The sequence below is a fragment of the Marinobacter salinus genome (assembly GCF_001854125.1).
Lineage (GTDB): Bacteria > Pseudomonadota > Gammaproteobacteria > Pseudomonadales > Oleiphilaceae > Marinobacter > Marinobacter salinus.
Map to the genome: position 1 here is coordinate 3127498 of NZ_CP017715.1, position 15514 is coordinate 3143011.

The window sequence follows — 15514 nt, forward strand, 5'->3', positions numbered from 1 at the left end:
TCCGCCTTTGGGTAATGGGGTAATTGCTTACTCTATCGAGGCGGCAACGATTGCGTACTCATGCTTGTGCGGCTCAATCAGCGCACCATGGAGCGTTGCAATAGCCTTTTCATAATGATCCTCATCCACGACAAACTGAATATCCACCTGCCGCATGCACTGGTGAATGGCAAGGACGCTGATTTCGTTATCCGACAGTGCCTTCACCGAACGGGCGAGGATGCCCGGCACCTTCATATCACTGCCGATGGCGGAGACCAGGGCCACCTTGCGGGTGCTGATTTCAGCATTAGGGAACGCTTCCTTGAGCTCCTTGACCACACGCTTGACGTGCTTGAGGGTGCTGCCAACGTAGTGGGTGATCGTATTGGCATTGGTGTCCTTGGACATGAAGCGCACCTTGAAGCGACTCAGCACATCCAGGATACGACGGTCAGAACCCGGCTCGCCCTGCATGTCCTGATCAAACACCTCAATAGCAAAAACGCCCTTGGCGCCAGCAATGATTTCCACCTGCGGCGTTTCGCTGACGTAGTCACCTGTGATCAGCGTGCCCGTGTGCTCCGGCTCGAACGTGTTCATCACCCGCAACGGAATCTCGTTCTGGCGCATACCCTTGCCCGCACGGGGATGGATCGCCTCCATTCCAAGATTCGCCAGCTGGTCAGCAACGTCGTAGTTGGTACGCCCCAGCGGCACCACTTTGTCTGCACCGACGATATTGGGATCAGCGGAACTCAGGTGATATTCCTTGTGAATGATGGCTTCACGGGCCTGGGTGATGACCGCCACACGGCTAAACGTCATTTCGCTGTAACCCCGGTCGAAGGTCCGCATCAGACCTTCCTTGCACTGGGCATAGCCGGTAACGATCGGCAGCTCCCGGGTGAGATCAACGGCATCAAAGGCTTGTTTGAGTTTCTCATCGAGGGGCAACAGTTCGGAATCGCGCCAGCCAGTCAGATCGACAAACCGGGCATTGATTCCTTCTTGCTGAAGCTTCAGTGCGGTATTAAACGCGCTGTGGGCTTCGCCGATACCCGCCAGCATTTCCCGAACGGTCAGTAAGTGCTCCTCGAGCTGAAACTGGCCATAAGAACACAAGCGCTGGAGGTCAATCAGACAGCCGCGCACACCTTCAACGCGGTCGGTGATGAATTGATCCGCCTGCTGCTTGAGCATGGGATCTTCAAACAGTTCACCGTTAATGTCGGTGAGAAATTTCACCAGTTTGGTGAGATCATCGCCCCAGGCCCAGTCGGATTCGGCATCGGCAAACAGTGCATAAACCCCCGGCTCGCCCGTCTTCTTGTGTTCCAGCAGTTCATTCGTCACACCGGCATAGGCCGAAACCACGAATATGCGCTGGTAGAGGTCTGCCTTGGTGCGATTACCAATAATGATGTTATCGCGGACAGCCTCGTAATTGCTCATGGAGGTACCGCCAATTTTCTCAACGGTATGTTGTTGGGTAGTCATAATTTTGCCTTCGCTATCCTGCGGAATAAATTTCCTGAGTTGCGGAGCGTCTCACGACGCCTCGCTGATCCCTTCCTGCATGATCTCATCAACGCTTTCCGCCAGCAGGGCAGCACCTTTCCTGAGATCATCCTCACTGGTGGTAAGCGGCATCAGACACTTGATAACCTCGTCGTTCGGACCACTGGTCTCGATAATCAGACCACGTTCAAACGCACGCTTGGTAATCGGATCAGTCAGATCGGCGTTCTTCGCCTCAATACCGCGCATCAGACCACGGCCTTTCATTTTGAACTCGCCGGGATACTTATCGCAAATTGATTGCAGGGCATCGCCAAGCACTTTGGTTTTGGCCTTCACTTCGTTGGCGAAGGCATCGTCTTTCCAGTAGGTTTCAACCGCCGTCCGAGCCGTGATGAACGCCATATTATTACCACGGAAAGTACCGTTATGCTCGCCCGGGTCCCAAACATCCAGTTCTGGCTTGAACAGCACCAGAGCCATCGGCAGCCCGTAGCCACTAAGGGACTTGGACACCGTTACGATGTCAGGTTTGATGCCAGCGAATTCAAAGCTGAAGAATTCCCCGGTGCGCCCGTTGCCTGCCTGGATGTCATCCAGAATCAGCAGGATATCGTGCTTCTTGCAGAGCTCGGAAAGACCTTTCAGCCACTCCGCACGACAGGCGTTCAAGCCACCCTCACCCTGAACCGCTTCTACGATAACAGCGGCCGGCAGCTCAAAGCCGGAAGAGCCGTCGTTCAGCAATTTGTCCATAATCGCCAGGCTATCCACGTCGTCACCCAGGTAGCCGTCGTAGAACATGAAGTCGACATTGCCCAGTGGTGTACCGACACCACCCCGGTGATGCTTGTTACCGGTGGCGGCTACAGCGCCCATGGTTACACCGTGGAACCCGTTGGTGAATGAAATGATGCCATTGCGGCCTTTCACCTTACGGGCCAGCTTCAGGGCCGCTTCCACGCAGTTGGTGCCCGTCGGGCCGGTAAACTGCATTTTATAGTCCAGGCCCCGCGGGTCGAGGATGTATTTCTTATACGACTCAATGAAGTCGTGCTTGGCCGTGGTAAACATGTCCAGGCCCTGGCTTACACCGTCTGCTTCAATGTATTCCAGCAGGGCTTTCTTGAGAATATCGTTGTTATGGCCGTAGTTCAGTGAACCGGCACCGGCCAGAAAGTCCAGGTATTCCTTGCCGTCTTCGGTGTACAGGTGCGCATTCTTGGCACGATTAAAAATCACCGGAAAAGCACGGCTGTATACACGTACTTCGGATTCAGTTGACTTGAAAATTTCCATTGTCTTGCCTCTTAGCATGTCAGGTTCGAGGTAGATGCGCGGGGACTTACCGGGTTATTTCGAATTCGGTCACAACAAGCCCGCCGTGCATTGGTTTAAGCGCCATGGCGAACCTACCTCAGTAGTCCGCCGGCTAGCCCAAAACACAGTCTTATTAAGTCAGCGCCGACTTTCGGCGGCGGTGACCGGGCTCTCAGACAGGCTTCGTGAAGGGACCGATGCGCAGCAGAAATTCGGAATCGTGCTGGCCGCCGAAGTGGGTCTCTTTCTCGAAGTGCTCGTGATAGGTGAGCTCGGCTCCCATGTCACGCGCGAATGAACGGAACAGCGCCCATGAGGCCTCGTTGTCTGCTGTAATCGTCGTTTCCATGTGCATCACATCTTTACACGCGTCACGGCTAACGATCTCTTTCAGCATCCGCTTGGCGAGGCCTTGCCCACGACCTTTCTCGTGAACCGCCACCTGCCATACAAACACGGTCTCGGGCTGTTGGGGAGGGATGTATCCGGAGATAAAGCCGACCAGATCGCCTTCCTTCTCCGCGGCCACGCCGGTTTCGGCGAAGTGGCTGCACTGCAACAGGTTGCAGTAAATAGAGTTGGGGTCCAGCGGGGGGCATTCTGCGACCAGCTGGTGGAGCCTGAAGCCATCATCTTTCACGGGTGTGCGAAGTGTGATGGCGGTGGTATTCGATCCTTTCGATGTCATAACGTGATCAATTTGCCTCAAAAAGTTAGTGCTGAATTATATAGACCACAAAATATATTTCAAGTCAGGCCTACAGGACTCACACCAAAACCCTTCCACTCCTCTTTTCAGAATAGACCGGATTCACACTTTCGCCAGTGACAAATTCGTTACGAACCGGAAGGAAAAACAACCTGCTCCGGGTTCAGGGAAGTACCGTTCAGGATGCGGCTGCGATAGGACACAGCAGCGTCCGAACCCGCTGGCCACAGCTCGTCAAATCGGGCCAGCCAGGCTGCCACATCAAAGCTGACAGGCAGCAGGGAAATGTGGACGCCGCGTTGTTCGAAAGCGACTACCGGCTCAGTGGCGGGAGCGGACAACCCTATGCGGGTGATCAGGCCGCGAGGATCTGCCTGCAGGTTACCCATACCGGCAGAGCCGTTGTTGGCCACCACACGAGCGCAGTTTTCAACCTCACCGGACCAGAGCACGGGAAGGCAGGTGTGGGTGCAGGCAATTACATCGGCCCCGGTGTCCCGCAGCCACCCGCACAGAGCTGATTCATTAGCGGCGCTAAAGGATTCATGGGCCAACCCCCAACCGGCAAGAGATTCCGGATCACCATGGAGAACAAGAACCTTTAGTCCTCCAAACATCAAGCATTGATACCGTGGCAAAAGCGCCAGCTTCTCTTGTATATCCGGGTGCTGTTCTGCCACACCCTGGAGTTTCTCCATGATGCGATTGGAGCGCTCTACCACGCCCTGGTCGACAAACTCAGGGTAGGCGCAACCACACCCGGCACCGGCACTGGCATTCGCCAGTTCGTATTCAACATTGCCAAGACTTGCGGTGTGGGCCAGCACCCGTTTATTGATATCCTGGAACAGCGTGTCATCGGCGTTAAACCAGTTGAAATCGCCATTGAAAACAAGCCTTACCCTACGGCCCTGGCGTTCCTCGGCAAGCGCCATCTGCTCAATAGCATCAAGAGCGAAGGGATTACCGTAGAGCCCGCCAACAATATAAAGCACATCTTCCGACACCTCGGTCGGCTCCCGACACAGCGACTCCGGCGCGTATCGATAAGCCAGGGGACAACTACGGCCTTCACTCATGGTGACACCTCACACTTCTCCAGCCGCCAGCGAACGCCCGGCCAAACGCCGGAAAGCCAGCGGCAGAAAAAAACCGCCGGTACAGATCAGGAAACCATACGCGTTCACCCCGAGCAGCATGGCGTACTTGCCATCCCCGATCGCCCAGCCGTCCGGAATCAGACCCACCGCCAGCAACACCCCAAGGCCCAGTCCTGTCCAGAAACTGAGATGAAAACTCCAGGGCGACCATTTGGTAAAACCGTAGAACAGGAACACCGGCGCAAGCCCCATCACCATCGTGCCGGAAATTGTGGTGGCCTTGAGAATATCGGTACCGGCAAACATCGGGAGATTGCCCGCGAAAGCGAAGATAATCATCACCACAGCTCCGACACGGACACTGGGCAGCGTGTCCTTTGCCCGCTGAGCCAGGCGCGGCAGGTCCACCGCCAGCGACTTGGCCAGCGATGTAAAGGTGGAATCCAGCGTTGAACCTGCGGATGTCATCATCACCACACTCATGAAAAACAAGGCTGCGAGCCCCAGGGACTGCCCGACCGCCGCTGGCGCATTGCCCATCGCATCAATACCATTGATCCGGGCATGCACGCCGACCAGGCTGAAAATAAACACCGCCACAAAACCCAGCAAACCCGCAACCACAAAGCTTTTGAGCATGGTTTTTTCTTTATTTACAAAGCCCCGATCGGTTAGCACCGGGTCATGAAACGGATAACTGAACATCTGCAGCAGCGCCACCAGCAACAGATCAAAACCCGCATCCAGCCTGAATTCGCCGTTGCTCAGCAACACGCTGGTGTCGTTCGCCGGGACAATGAGGAAAAGCACCGCGCCGACAAAGAACACGAAGACAAACGCCTGAATCACATCGGTGAAAATCGACGAACGCAACCCGCCCTTGAGACTGTAGGCAAGCGTAAAAACGGTGAATAGCATGGCGGCGGCGTAGTACTCCCATTCGCCCGGCAGGCCAAAGTAACCGCCCACCACCGCAGTGTTACTCCACACCTCATTATAAAGCCGGATCAGAATCGCCGCCGCGAACGCCAGAGACGCCAGCCGGCCAAACCGCGAGGTCAGGAAATCCTGCAGACTCCGGGCCCCGGTCTGGGTCCGGATCAGATAGATGATGTAACCGGCCACCGGAATTGACAGCCAGTAACTGGCATAGGCCAGCCCCCCGGTGACGCCATAGGCGGCGCCCAGGTTAGCCGCGTTGGTCACCGACTTGGCAAAAATCCAGCTGATAAAAATACTCGCGGTCAGCGACCACTGACCCACCGGATTACCCTGATCATCGGCACCTTTGTAAAAGGAATTCGCGTTCTTGCTCCGAGGCGACAGTACATACATCACAATGCCGTAAACCACCAGAAACCCCCAGAACAGGGCACCCTCAAACGTCGTCATCGCATAAATCCACGTTGTTATTTACGAACAGCACGGTGAACCGCGCGGTCTGTGGGGTGGAAATTAATTCCCGCCCCGCAGGCCGCCAACTCCCAGCCAGCAGGCCTAACAAACTCAACCGGGCGCCGAACAACTGGCCCCAAACCGGTAACAGGAAAAGCACCGGTGATGCCGCAACATAATGCGCTCATCCATGCTTTCCGCCAGCGACCCACCCAAATCGTACTGCGGATCGTCATCCACCAAAGTACAGGCATAGACCCGAACCTGGTCTCCCTTCTTGACCAGCATCCGTGTATAGGTGCACATAAAGTGGGAACGTGCCTCCTCCGTAGGATACTTCTCCATACACGTTTCCGTGATCTCCGGGCTACCGTCTTCCGACCCCGGTGTGCCCAGGTCCGGAAACGCGGTGAACGCCAGATTCTCTGGAATGCTCCAGGCCCGGAAAATGTCGCGGAATGCCGCCTCGACGTCCGCGGGGCTTTCCTCGGGATCCGTCTGGCGGGCGATTGAAACCTTGAAACCCTGTTCGATCAGCCAGTGAACACCCTCCAGGGCCTGATCAAAACTGCCTTCCCCCGATCCTTGTCATGACGGGCGCGATCCGGAAAATCCAGGCTGACACGGAAGTGGATCGGGTAGGGATTTTCCAGCAAGGGCAGCACCTGCGCCCGGCGCTTGAGCAACGGCTCGGTGGCGTTGGTAAGTACGAAGCAGGGACGGTGCTGACTGGCATAATCGAGAATATTGACAAAATCCCGGATCACAAATGGCTCACCGCCGGTGAAGGAAAACTGTTCCACGCCCATGTCGATGGCTTCATGGATGAACGGCTTCACATCACTCAACTTCATTCCCGGAATCCGGCCATCGCCGGGATGGGAGCCTTCAAGGCAGAATGGGCAGGCCAGGTTGCAGGCCGTGCCGGTGTGGATCCACAGCTCTTTCAGCCTGTTCGCATCAATGTATCCACGCGGGTCGCCGTTGCGGGTATGAGTCCAGCTGTCGAATGCCCTGGGTTCCAGGACCTCCACGGCCGGAATACGTTTTCTGCGGGCCGTCGGGGTTTCAATCTGGGACATAGAGACTCCTCGGTGTTTTCGTGTCTTTGCCACGGCGCCAGCCGTGCAGCTTTTCCAGCAATTTCAGAATGCCGGCAGGGGCGTGGGCTCGCTTCCATTCGCCGGCGGCGAATTTTGCGGATTCGTTCCAGGTCGGGTAGGGGTGGATGGTACCCAGAATCTTGTTCAGGCCCAGACCGTGCTTCATGGCCAAAGTAAACTCGGCCAGGATTTCACCGGCATGGGCACCAACCACCACCGCACCCAGTATCTTGTCCTTGCCTGGGGGTGTGAGCACCTTGATGAATCCATAGTCTTCGCTCTCCGCAATCGCCCGATCCAGATCGTCCAGGCCGTATCGGGTAACTTCAAAGGCAATGCCTTTCTCTGTGGCTTCGGCTTCGCTCAGCCCCACCCGGGCCACTTCCGGCGAGGTAAAAGTCACCCATGGCATCACCCGGTAGTCCACCCTGAACCGTTTGAACTGACCGAACAGGCCGTTCACCGCGGCATACCAGGCCTGATGCGCTGCCGCATGAGTGAACTGATAGGGGCCGGCCACATCGCCACAGGCAAACACGTTCGGATAACGCAGGCTCATGTCCTCTTCCACCGGCACGGTGCCGTTAGGCAGGGGCTCGATACCAATTTTGTCGAGCCCGAGGCCTTTGGTATTTGCTGCACGCCCCACCGCCACCAGCACCTTATCGAAGGTAATACGAACCCGCTCGCCCTTATGCTCGCAGTAGACCACTTTCTCGCCTTCTTCGATGGCGAACTCTTTCGCCGCATGTCCCAGGCGAACGTCAATTCCATCATTTTCGAACCGGGATTTCACCAGCTCGGATACATCACTGTCTTCTTTCGCCAACAACCGGTCGCCCATTTCCACCTGAATCACCTTGCTACCCAGACGGGCAAAGGCATGGGCCAGCTCGGAACCGATGGGACCACCGCCCAGCACCAGCAAACGCTCCGGCTGCTCCTGCAGAGCCCAGAGGTTGTCAGAATTCAAAGGATCCATGTCAGCAAGCCCTGGAATCGGTGGCATGGCCGGTTTGCCACCTGTCGCAACAACAATACTCCGCGCCGTCAACCGTTCAGTGTGACCATCGGTGTGCCTGACCTCCAGCTCCCAGGGGGATACGAAGCTTGCCTCACCAGAGATGCAATCCACGCCCAGTTTGCGGTAGCGCTCAGGGGAATCGTGGGGCTCGACCTTGGCAATCACGTCCTGAACGCGGTTCATGATGTTCTTGAACGAGCCTTTCACCGGCACTGACTCCAGACCGTAACGGTTGGCGTGACGAAGCGTATCCGCTGCTTTGGCACTTCGAATCAGAGCCTTGGAGGGAACACAACCGGTGTTGAGGCAGTCGCCACCCATCTTGTGCTTTTCGATCAGGGCCACCTTGGCCTTAACGGCTGCAGCGATGTAGGCGGAAACCAGCCCGGCAGAGCCGCCGCCAATAACCAGTAGGTTGTAGTCAAAATGCTCAGGCTTCTGCCAGCCGGAATACACTTTGCGGCGGCGAATAAAACCGACCACAAACTTGGCAATCAGGGGGAAGAGCCCAAGCAGGGCAAAAGACAGCAGCAGATCGGCAGAAACAATATCACCGGTGGACTGGATCTGGCCAAGCTGGGTGCCGGCGTTCACATACACAAAGGTGCCCGGCAGCATGGCAACCCAGCTCACGAGAGCGTAGGTGCGCAGCTTCATGCCAGTCAGGCCCATGGCCAGGTTGATCAGGAAAAACGGAAAGACCGGCACCAGGCGCAGGGTCGCAAGATAGAAAGCCCCGTCCTTTTCGATGCCACGATCCATTTTCGCCACCGTCTCGGCATAGCGCCTGCGCAAGGTATCGCGCATCAGAAAGCGAGCCACCAGAAATGCGAGGGATGCCCCCACGGTTGAGGCGATGGAAACCGCGGCCAAACCGTAAAGGTTACCGAAGAAAGCACCACCGGCCAGGGTCATAATGGTAGCCCCGGGGAGTGACAGTGCTGTAACCACCACATAGACCGCGACAAAACCAAACACCGCAACCACCAGGTTCTGACTGATCCAGTTATCCAGAACCTGTTGGTTTTCCTTGAGATTCTCAAGCGTTAGAAGCTCACCACCACCGCTGGCGATAAAACCGATGACGACAGCCGCAATCAACGCGACCAGAATCCATTTTTTCAATGTCATGAAATAATCCCTGCTAACCTGAACGTGATGCTGAAAAGACACGCCAGTCTCGGAAGTGTTACACCAGCCCTGTCGGTTTTGCTTACTTTACCGGTCTAATGGTGTTGTACGTCGTTCTTGCCGGCATTGTGTCAACGATTGCTCATGAATATCTAACAATTTGGTCACGGTCCCCTGATGGTGTGCCCCCCAGGGAACTTTTCGGCAGCTTTCAGAACTTACTGCCATTCTTGAACAATTGCTCACAAAAGGGAACTGCCATGGCCGCTCCAGCCCCCCTCGGGGAGGAAGCACTGATTCAGAGCATGAAAGCGGGAGACGATCATTCCTATCAGGAGGCCGTGCGCACCTTTACGCCCGGTATGTTGGCGGTCGCCCGTTTCTACCTGGACCACTCAAGCGCCGAGGAAATCGTCCAGGACTGCTGGGTCACCGTCATTGATGCCATCCACAAGTTCGAAGGCCGCTCCGGTCTGAAAACCTGGTTGCACCGCATCGTCGCCAACCGCTGCAAGAACCGGCTTCGGTCCAGCAACCGGGAAGTCCCCACGGATTTTTCCGAGAGCCTCGAGCCGGAACTGGCGGGACGTTTCAACGCCAAAGGCCGATGGGATCTGCCGCCCAAGATGCAATTCCACGACTCCGCAGACAAGTTGATGGAAAACGGCGCCCTCAGCGATTGCCTGGATAAACACCTTTCCGCCCTGCCAGAAACCCAGCGCTCAGCCCTGATGCTGTATGAAGCCCACCAGCACAAATCCGATGATGTCTGTAACATTCTGGATGTAAGCGCCTCTAACCTTCGTGTACTTTTACACCGTGCGAGGCAGAAAATCTTTCTGATGGTCGAAACCTTCCAGGAGACTGGCGAATGCTGATGTGCAGGGATCTGGCTGTGGTTGCCAGTGATTACATCGATGGCGAATTGGCCGGTCTGCAGAACCTGTCCGTTAAGATGCACCTGATGATGTGCAGGGACTGCCGAACCTTTATTGGCAACCTCCGGGCGAGCACCGAACTCATGAAGGCGCACTCCTCCATTCGTCCGGATGAGGAATTTATGCGTCGGATTGATGAGCGGGTCGCCGAAGCCCTTAAGGCCAGGAAAGAAGATAGTGGCGATGGGTAACCGTTTCCATGGGAAGGGTTGATCACTGCCTGCGGTGAGCCCCTGACAGCTACCCCTGGTGAATATCGCCCGATTGAGTCCTTGTTTGAAGTTCTGCTTCCAGTTTTTCTGCCCAGCTCTCAACGTCAATCGGTACTGTCCCTGTAATCTCCAGTGAACGGTCCTCAAGCACCTGCTCAAGACCCTCTTCCTGCCATTTTGAGACAACCTCGTCCCGGTGATGAAGCAAGGCTTCGATCTGTGGTCTGAAACAACGCACCATCGCCGTCAGCCAACGATTCACCGGCCAGCTCGGATAGGCGTGGTCCATGGCAAACTGGTCGAGTGCAGTCACGATCACCCCCGCTGGCAGCCAGCTTTCATCCGTCACCCAGCGGTTAACCGCAAACAAATCGGTCGGGTAGCCCCAGGCGTCCATGGAAACGGCAACAAGGTGAGCGACACGATCCTCTCCGGTCGGGCCCAAAGCCGGCTCAAGACCTTCGGGCAGTGCCGGGTTGCGAAGGAAAAGATGAAAATGCCCGTGCTCATCATGATCGTCCCGATGGGCATGATAGTAATACTGGGACGCTGTATCACTATCATAGACGTCGTCCTTCGGGTAATGATCCATTTCATAAAATGGACCCTGCCCCCTCAGTACTTCACCGACTATATTCAATCCCCCTTTTTGTAGTACCCGGTAGCATTCCCGAATATCGTCAATCGCCGCCAGGCTACTCAATAACTGGCTCCGACCAAGGCTCGCCAGTTTGGGGACCTCAAGCTCTGTCACCATCTCTCGTCTCCTTGTAATGCGGCCCCGGCATAACCGCAGGCCGCGCTTGTCCGCCTTTTTCGCCAAGCTATGCAGCTGAACCTGTCAGGTCCTGTCCTGCATGTGCTGAACAGGGGTTCTTAACCGCACAGGGATTTTTTGTAGCACATGGGTTTTTCGTCGCACAGGGATTTTTTCCAGCGCACGGATTGCAGCCTCCGCATTTGCCTCTTTTAAGAGCACAGGGATTAGTTGCAAGCTGCTTGTGGACCTTACCCATATAGGCTGTCAGGGCCGCCAGTTGCTCTCCGTCCCATTCAAGAGGCTCGGCTGCCATCGGCTGCACCATGCAAATCTGGACCATTTCATCCAGATGCACCGTATCCAGACCAAAGATATCACGGGCCATTGCTACAGAATGCGGGTAGGCGTTGGCGAAGGTCGCGTTGTAGCCCGCTCCGTTGTTGTGGCAGGTCGAGCATGACAGGCCATTAGCGCTGAGGGAGGGGTCGTTAAACAGCTTCTCGCCCATTGCCATCAGTTTGCACGGATTGCCCTCATACGGCTGATAGCTGACAGGCCGGGTCACCTTTTTAGCCGCACAGGGATTGGGTTTGGCGCCGCACTTACCCGCTGCTGCACACGGGTTGCACCCCTTCACTGCACAGGGATTACAGCCCTTGGTGGCGCACGGGTTCTTCGTGGCACAGGGATTTTTGGTCGCACATGGGTTTTTGGCCGCGCATGGATTGCAACCGGCCTTACAGTGTTGCCCGGCTTTGCACTTGCTCTTACAGAGGGAACACGGGCTGCAGGCCGCAACCGCCAGCCCGCCGTGGCCGAGCATGGCAGTCATCAGAGCTGCAGACCACCAGGCAGTGCACCGATGTTCACAGGAACTGCGAATGGCTTTCCTCAGAGGATGTATTGTGGACATTGTCTCTCTCCCTGATTATGGAGTTATTGGTTGGACCGTCAGAGCCCATCACCGCCTGAAAGGGCGGCTTCATAAGAGACACAGGAGTTCCTGAACTATTACACCCACTAACACTGAACTTAACCAAAGGGGATGCCCGATGACCAGCAACCTGGCCGATGACAGAAAAGCTGCAATAATCGCCGCCTTGGCAGGGGGCTGGGTTGGTGACGCGGCCAGCCTTGGCCTGCACTGGCTTTATGACAGCCAACGTATTCTTGAGGTGGGTGACCAGTCTCCGGAATTTTTGCCGCCAAAGGCCGACTATTTCAAAGGCGGGTTCGGCTACTTTGCTCATGAAGGCAAACAGCCTGGTGATGTCAGCCATTATGGAGCAGCAACGGGGATATTGACCGACAGCCTGCTGGCGAGCGCAGGTAGACTGGATATCCGCGATTACCAGCGACGCTTTCGTGCTTTCTTTGGCCCCGGCGGCCTCTGGCAGGGTTACATTGATAATCCGACCCGGGTCACACTCGACAATCTCAACAGCATCGAACGTGAATCCATTGAGCAGGCCAGATCAACAACCACAACTGAGCTGACTGATAAACAGAAGAGAGTGCTGGTTCAGAAGGTCTTGCCTTACACCCGGTACCTGAGCGGCAGTCAACTGGCTGAACCAGTCCGCAACGCCATCAATCTCACCTATCACGAACCCGCGGTTCAGGAGGCTGGCGTTCACCTCGCCGAAACCATCGACCGTAACCTGCTGCCGGAAAGCGGCGCCGACGACATGCAACTGCCGGCGGTTTCCAAACTGCCGCCCTTGGTGGCCTCCTACTGTGGTAAAGAAAACCTGATGGAGATTACAGAAGCCGCTGTCCGCGTGACCAATAACAATGATGAAGCCGTAGCCTGGGCAAAATGCGCAGCGCGACTTCTCGACCACCTCTTCCAAGGCACACCGATGTCGACAGCACTGGAGGCTGCCAGTAATGAAGCACCAAGCCGGGAAAAACTAAGCAGCGCCCAAACTGATTCCTCGATGGACGCTGTAACTGCAGGCGACACCTATGGCCGCACCTGCTACCTGCATGAGGCCATGCCGGTAATCTTTCACATCCTTAGCCATGCCAGCAGCTACGCCGAAGCCATTCGCGCCAATATTCAGTGCGGAGGCGATTCCTGCGGGCGGGCCTGGATCATCGGTCCGGCCATGGCGGCCGTCCACGGCGCTGGAGGTGAGCAAGGTATACCCCTTAGCTGGCTTACCCGGGTGAAAAATGCCGACGCTATTATCAAGGATATTGAGTCCCTCGTGGGCGAAGAATGGAAGCGTAACGAGCAGACGCAGGCCTGAAACCTCAGGTCTCAGTGCCCAGATGCAGAAAACGCGACAATCGGGAGTGAGGACGCCTGCTGAGATACAGCGGCAAGGTGCTCATGACGATAAGAATTATGGCAGCGGCCACGACCGTCAGCACAGGACTGAGCTCAAAGCTGTGCCCCAGCCCGGCAAACACGAAGGTCATCGGCAGCATGCCGATGGTTGTCGCGAGCGCATAACGCCAGAGGGAGATTGCAGTGACACCGGCGGCATAACTGATCAGCGCAAACGAAAACAGAGGAACCAGGCGCGTCAACGTCACCGCGATAAACAAGAAGCGCTGGGAGCCATTGGCCGAGAACACCGGGTGATCACCCAGTTTGCGCCGAACCACTTCACGCCCGAGGATCCGCGCCAGGTAAAAAGCAATGATGGACCCCGCGAGAGCCCCCGTCACCGCGATTGCGGTTCCTGTGAACATGCCATAAACAAGCCCGGCGGCGGCACTGATCGGCAGCGTGGGAATGGGTCCGACCACTACAGCAAGGATCATCATCAGCATCAGCAGCAGTGGCCCCGACACGCCCTGATGGCCCAGCCAGTCAGACAGCGCTGAGGGCGCCAGACTGACGGGCATGCCCAGCTGGCGAAGCACCAGCCAGATTACAGCCATCACCAACGCTACAATGACCAGAATGGAAAGACGGAAAACCCATTTTGAATGGTTCATGGGGGTATTCTACCCGTCAAATGAAAAGCGGGAAGCATTGGTGAGAATTTGCAGACCGCGCGGAGACCGCCACACGGTCTGTGCGATCGTCTTATTGGTTCTTGCTCCAGGCAAACTTCCTGAACGGCTCGTCTACCGGCGTTTCTGCGATATGGTTGATGTAATTGCTCATCACTTTCTGTGACAACACCAGAATGACTTCCAGCACCTGGCGGTTGTCATATCCGGCCCGGGAGAACGCGGCCAGGTCATCCTCGCTGACATTGCCCTGCTTGTTCATGACGGCCAGCGTGAAGGTACGCAATGCTTCCAGTTTTTCACTGGGCAGCGGCGTTTTTTTCCGCAAAGCGTTAGTAATGTCATCGGACACTTCCATCATTTTCGCGATGCCGGTATGCGCAGGCACACAATAATGGCAGGCATTCTCAACGTTGATGGTCTGCCAGACCACGGTTTTTTCATCGTTATCGAAGCTGCTGTCCAGAACCAGCTGGTGCAGTTTCTGATACGCTTCAAGCACCTGAGGTGATTCCGCCATAACCCCATGAAGCCCCGGGATCATACCGAAGCTTTTCCGGGAGTTTTCCAGGAAAGGCTTCGCCCCTTCCGGTGCCGTGTTTATATCGTGCTTCTTAAAGTCAGCCATGTTCATCTCCAAATTAATGAGTGATCATTCAATTACGAGTTCACGGTAACTGTTACTGAGCGATCACTCAAGATATAATTGAGCGCGCATTCAAAGTTGCAGGTAACGGTGACACCATGGCGAGAAGTCCAAATTTTGACCGAGAAGCCGCCCTTGGCCAGGCCATCGGCCTTTTCTGGCAAAAGGGTTATCACGGAAGCTCAATGAAGCAGATTGAGCAGGCCTTGGATATGCGCCCCGGAAGCATCTATGCAACGTTTGGCAGCAAGGATGGCCTCTATTCGGAGGCCCTGGCCCGCTATGCCGAGGCTGGCGGTGCGGAGATGGCGAAGCATATGGCGGGCTATGATTCCATTCTGGACGGTCTGAAAGACTATCTCCGCAAAATCGCAACAAGCTGTGTCGATAAGGATGAAGTGCCCTCGCGAGCTTGCCTCATCGTCAAAACCCTTCTGGAGTCGAGCAATACCCATACAGGGCATTCAAAGCAGGCCCGGGAAATCCTTGGAGCCATTGAGCAATCTTTCTCTGAGTTGCTCGAGGAAGCCAAACGACGGGGCGAACTTAAAGACGCTACGGATTGCAGCCGCCTGGCCCGACTGCTGCAAAGCCAGATCATGGGTCTGCGTTCCATTGCGGAGCGCAACCTCTCTGGCGAAGAACTCGATGCCCTGGGCGATGACATGGCCCACATACTGGATGCTTATCGGGCGGGCTGAGGCTT

General features: G+C 56.0%; 14 protein-coding genes and 1 pseudogene. 4 read left to right on the forward strand and 11 right to left on the reverse strand.

The window, feature by feature from the left end; translation table 11 throughout:
- Positions 1–27: 27 nt before the first annotated feature.
- The 7 genes and pseudogenes from BKP64_RS14575 to BKP64_RS14605 all read right to left on the reverse strand — a co-directional run bounded on the left by BKP64_RS14575 (position 28) and on the right by BKP64_RS14605 (position 9282).
- The gene (locus BKP64_RS14575; RefSeq protein WP_070971632.1) at positions 28–1479 is read right to left on the reverse strand and encodes an aspartate kinase; all 1452 of its coding nucleotides are present in this window, start codon (positions 1477–1479) and stop codon (positions 28–30) included.
- 51 nt (positions 1480–1530) lie between these two features.
- A complete protein-coding gene (gene ectB / locus BKP64_RS14580) occupies positions 1531–2799 on the reverse strand; it encodes a diaminobutyrate--2-oxoglutarate transaminase (RefSeq protein WP_070971635.1) in 1269 nt (422 codons plus the stop codon).
- A gap of 193 nt (positions 2800–2992) precedes the next feature.
- Positions 2993–3508, reverse strand: coding sequence for a diaminobutyrate acetyltransferase (gene ectA, locus BKP64_RS14585; RefSeq protein ID WP_070971638.1), 516 nt, complete (start codon positions 3506–3508; stop codon positions 2993–2995).
- A 149-nt stretch (positions 3509–3657) separates the two neighbouring features.
- Entirely contained in the window at positions 3658–4608 is a 951-nt protein-coding gene (locus BKP64_RS14590) for a hypothetical protein (RefSeq protein WP_070971641.1), read from the reverse strand.
- A gap of 9 nt (positions 4609–4617) precedes the next feature.
- Complete coding sequence (locus tag BKP64_RS14595; RefSeq protein ID WP_070971644.1) at positions 4618–6021, reverse strand: sodium:solute symporter family transporter; 1404 nt, start codon at positions 6019–6021, stop codon at positions 4618–4620.
- 114 nt (positions 6022–6135) lie between these two features.
- Positions 6136–7106: pseudogene (locus BKP64_RS19650) on the reverse strand (radical SAM protein).
- On the reverse strand, positions 7093–9282 hold the full coding sequence (locus tag BKP64_RS14605; RefSeq protein WP_070971647.1) for an FAD-dependent oxidoreductase: 2190 nt from the start codon (positions 9280–9282) through the stop codon (positions 7093–7095). The pseudogene BKP64_RS19650 and the gene BKP64_RS14605 overlap by 14 nt, the downstream one beginning before the upstream one ends.
- A gap of 260 nt (positions 9283–9542) precedes the next feature.
- Here BKP64_RS14605 and BKP64_RS14610 point away from each other — a divergent pair, with 260 nt between their 5' ends.
- Together BKP64_RS14610 and BKP64_RS14615 are read left to right on the forward strand one after the other, a co-directional pair.
- On the forward strand, positions 9543–10160 hold the full coding sequence (locus BKP64_RS14610; RefSeq protein ID WP_070971650.1) for an RNA polymerase sigma factor: 618 nt from the start codon (positions 9543–9545) through the stop codon (positions 10158–10160).
- Positions 10154–10411, forward strand: a complete 258-nt coding sequence (locus BKP64_RS14615; RefSeq protein ID WP_070971653.1) for a zf-HC2 domain-containing protein — start codon at positions 10154–10156, stop codon at positions 10409–10411. The genes BKP64_RS14610 and BKP64_RS14615 overlap by 7 nt, the downstream gene beginning before the upstream one ends.
- A 49-nt stretch (positions 10412–10460) precedes the next feature.
- Here BKP64_RS14615 and BKP64_RS14620 read toward each other — a convergent pair whose 3' ends face one another.
- Positions 10461–11189, reverse strand: coding sequence for a DUF6969 family protein (locus BKP64_RS14620; RefSeq protein WP_070971656.1), 729 nt, complete (start codon positions 11187–11189; stop codon positions 10461–10463).
- Positions 11190–11256: 67 nt separating this feature from the next.
- A complete protein-coding gene (locus BKP64_RS14625; RefSeq protein ID WP_227515418.1) occupies positions 11257–11757 on the reverse strand; it encodes a cytochrome-c peroxidase in 501 nt (166 codons plus the stop codon).
- 487 nt (positions 11758–12244) lie between these two features.
- Between BKP64_RS14625 and BKP64_RS14630 the strand changes: the two genes are divergently transcribed.
- Complete coding sequence (locus BKP64_RS14630; protein ID WP_070971659.1) at positions 12245–13447, forward strand: ADP-ribosylglycohydrolase family protein; 1203 nt, start codon at positions 12245–12247, stop codon at positions 13445–13447.
- A 4-nt stretch (positions 13448–13451) separates the two neighbouring features.
- Here BKP64_RS14630 and BKP64_RS14635 read toward each other — a convergent pair whose 3' ends face one another.
- Complete coding sequence (locus BKP64_RS14635) at positions 13452–14144, reverse strand: TVP38/TMEM64 family protein (protein WP_070971662.1); 693 nt, start codon at positions 14142–14144, stop codon at positions 13452–13454.
- Between the two features lie 91 nt (positions 14145–14235).
- Positions 14236–14790 (reverse strand): carboxymuconolactone decarboxylase family protein, encoded by a 555-nt coding sequence (locus BKP64_RS14640; RefSeq protein ID WP_070971665.1) that lies wholly within the window; start codon positions 14788–14790, stop codon positions 14236–14238.
- 116 nt (positions 14791–14906) lie between these two features.
- On the opposite strand from BKP64_RS14640, the gene BKP64_RS14645 reads away from it, so the two are divergent.
- Complete coding sequence (locus tag BKP64_RS14645) at positions 14907–15509, forward strand: TetR/AcrR family transcriptional regulator (RefSeq protein ID WP_070971669.1); 603 nt, start codon at positions 14907–14909, stop codon at positions 15507–15509.
- Positions 15510–15514 lie beyond the last annotated feature (5 nt).

Excerpts from the sequence above, each read along its gene's own strand:
- BKP64_RS14645 (WP_070971669.1), top strand. The coding sequence starts at position 14,907 with ATGGCGAGAAGTCCAAATTTTGACCGAGAAGCCGCCCTTGGCCAGGCC.
- BKP64_RS14615 (WP_070971653.1), top strand. The coding sequence starts at position 10,154 with ATGCTGATGTGCAGGGATCTGGCTGTGGTTGCCAGTGATTACATCGAT.
- BKP64_RS14635 (WP_070971662.1), bottom strand. The coding sequence starts at position 14,144 with ATGAACCATTCAAAATGGGTTTTCCGTCTTTCCATTCTGGTCATTGTA.
- BKP64_RS14605 (WP_070971647.1), bottom strand. The coding sequence starts at position 9,282 with ATGACATTGAAAAAATGGATTCTGGTCGCGTTGATTGCGGCTGTCGTC.
- ectA (WP_070971638.1), bottom strand. The coding sequence starts at position 3,508 with ATGACATCGAAAGGATCGAATACCACCGCCATCACACTTCGCACACCC.
- BKP64_RS14575 (WP_070971632.1), bottom strand. The coding sequence starts at position 1,479 with ATGACTACCCAACAACATACCGTTGAGAAAATTGGCGGTACCTCCATG.
- ectB (WP_070971635.1), bottom strand. The coding sequence starts at position 2,799 with ATGGAAATTTTCAAGTCAACTGAATCCGAAGTACGTGTATACAGCCGT.
- BKP64_RS14590 (WP_070971641.1), bottom strand. The coding sequence starts at position 4,608 with ATGAGTGAAGGCCGTAGTTGTCCCCTGGCTTATCGATACGCGCCGGAG.
- BKP64_RS14595 (WP_070971644.1), bottom strand. The coding sequence starts at position 6,021 with ATGACGACGTTTGAGGGTGCCCTGTTCTGGGGGTTTCTGGTGGTTTAC.
- BKP64_RS14610 (WP_070971650.1), top strand. The coding sequence starts at position 9,543 with ATGGCCGCTCCAGCCCCCCTCGGGGAGGAAGCACTGATTCAGAGCATG.
- BKP64_RS14640 (WP_070971665.1), bottom strand. The coding sequence starts at position 14,790 with ATGGCTGACTTTAAGAAGCACGATATAAACACGGCACCGGAAGGGGCG.
- BKP64_RS14630 (WP_070971659.1), top strand. The coding sequence starts at position 12,245 with ATGACCAGCAACCTGGCCGATGACAGAAAAGCTGCAATAATCGCCGCC.
- BKP64_RS14620 (WP_070971656.1), bottom strand. The coding sequence starts at position 11,189 with ATGGTGACAGAGCTTGAGGTCCCCAAACTGGCGAGCCTTGGTCGGAGC.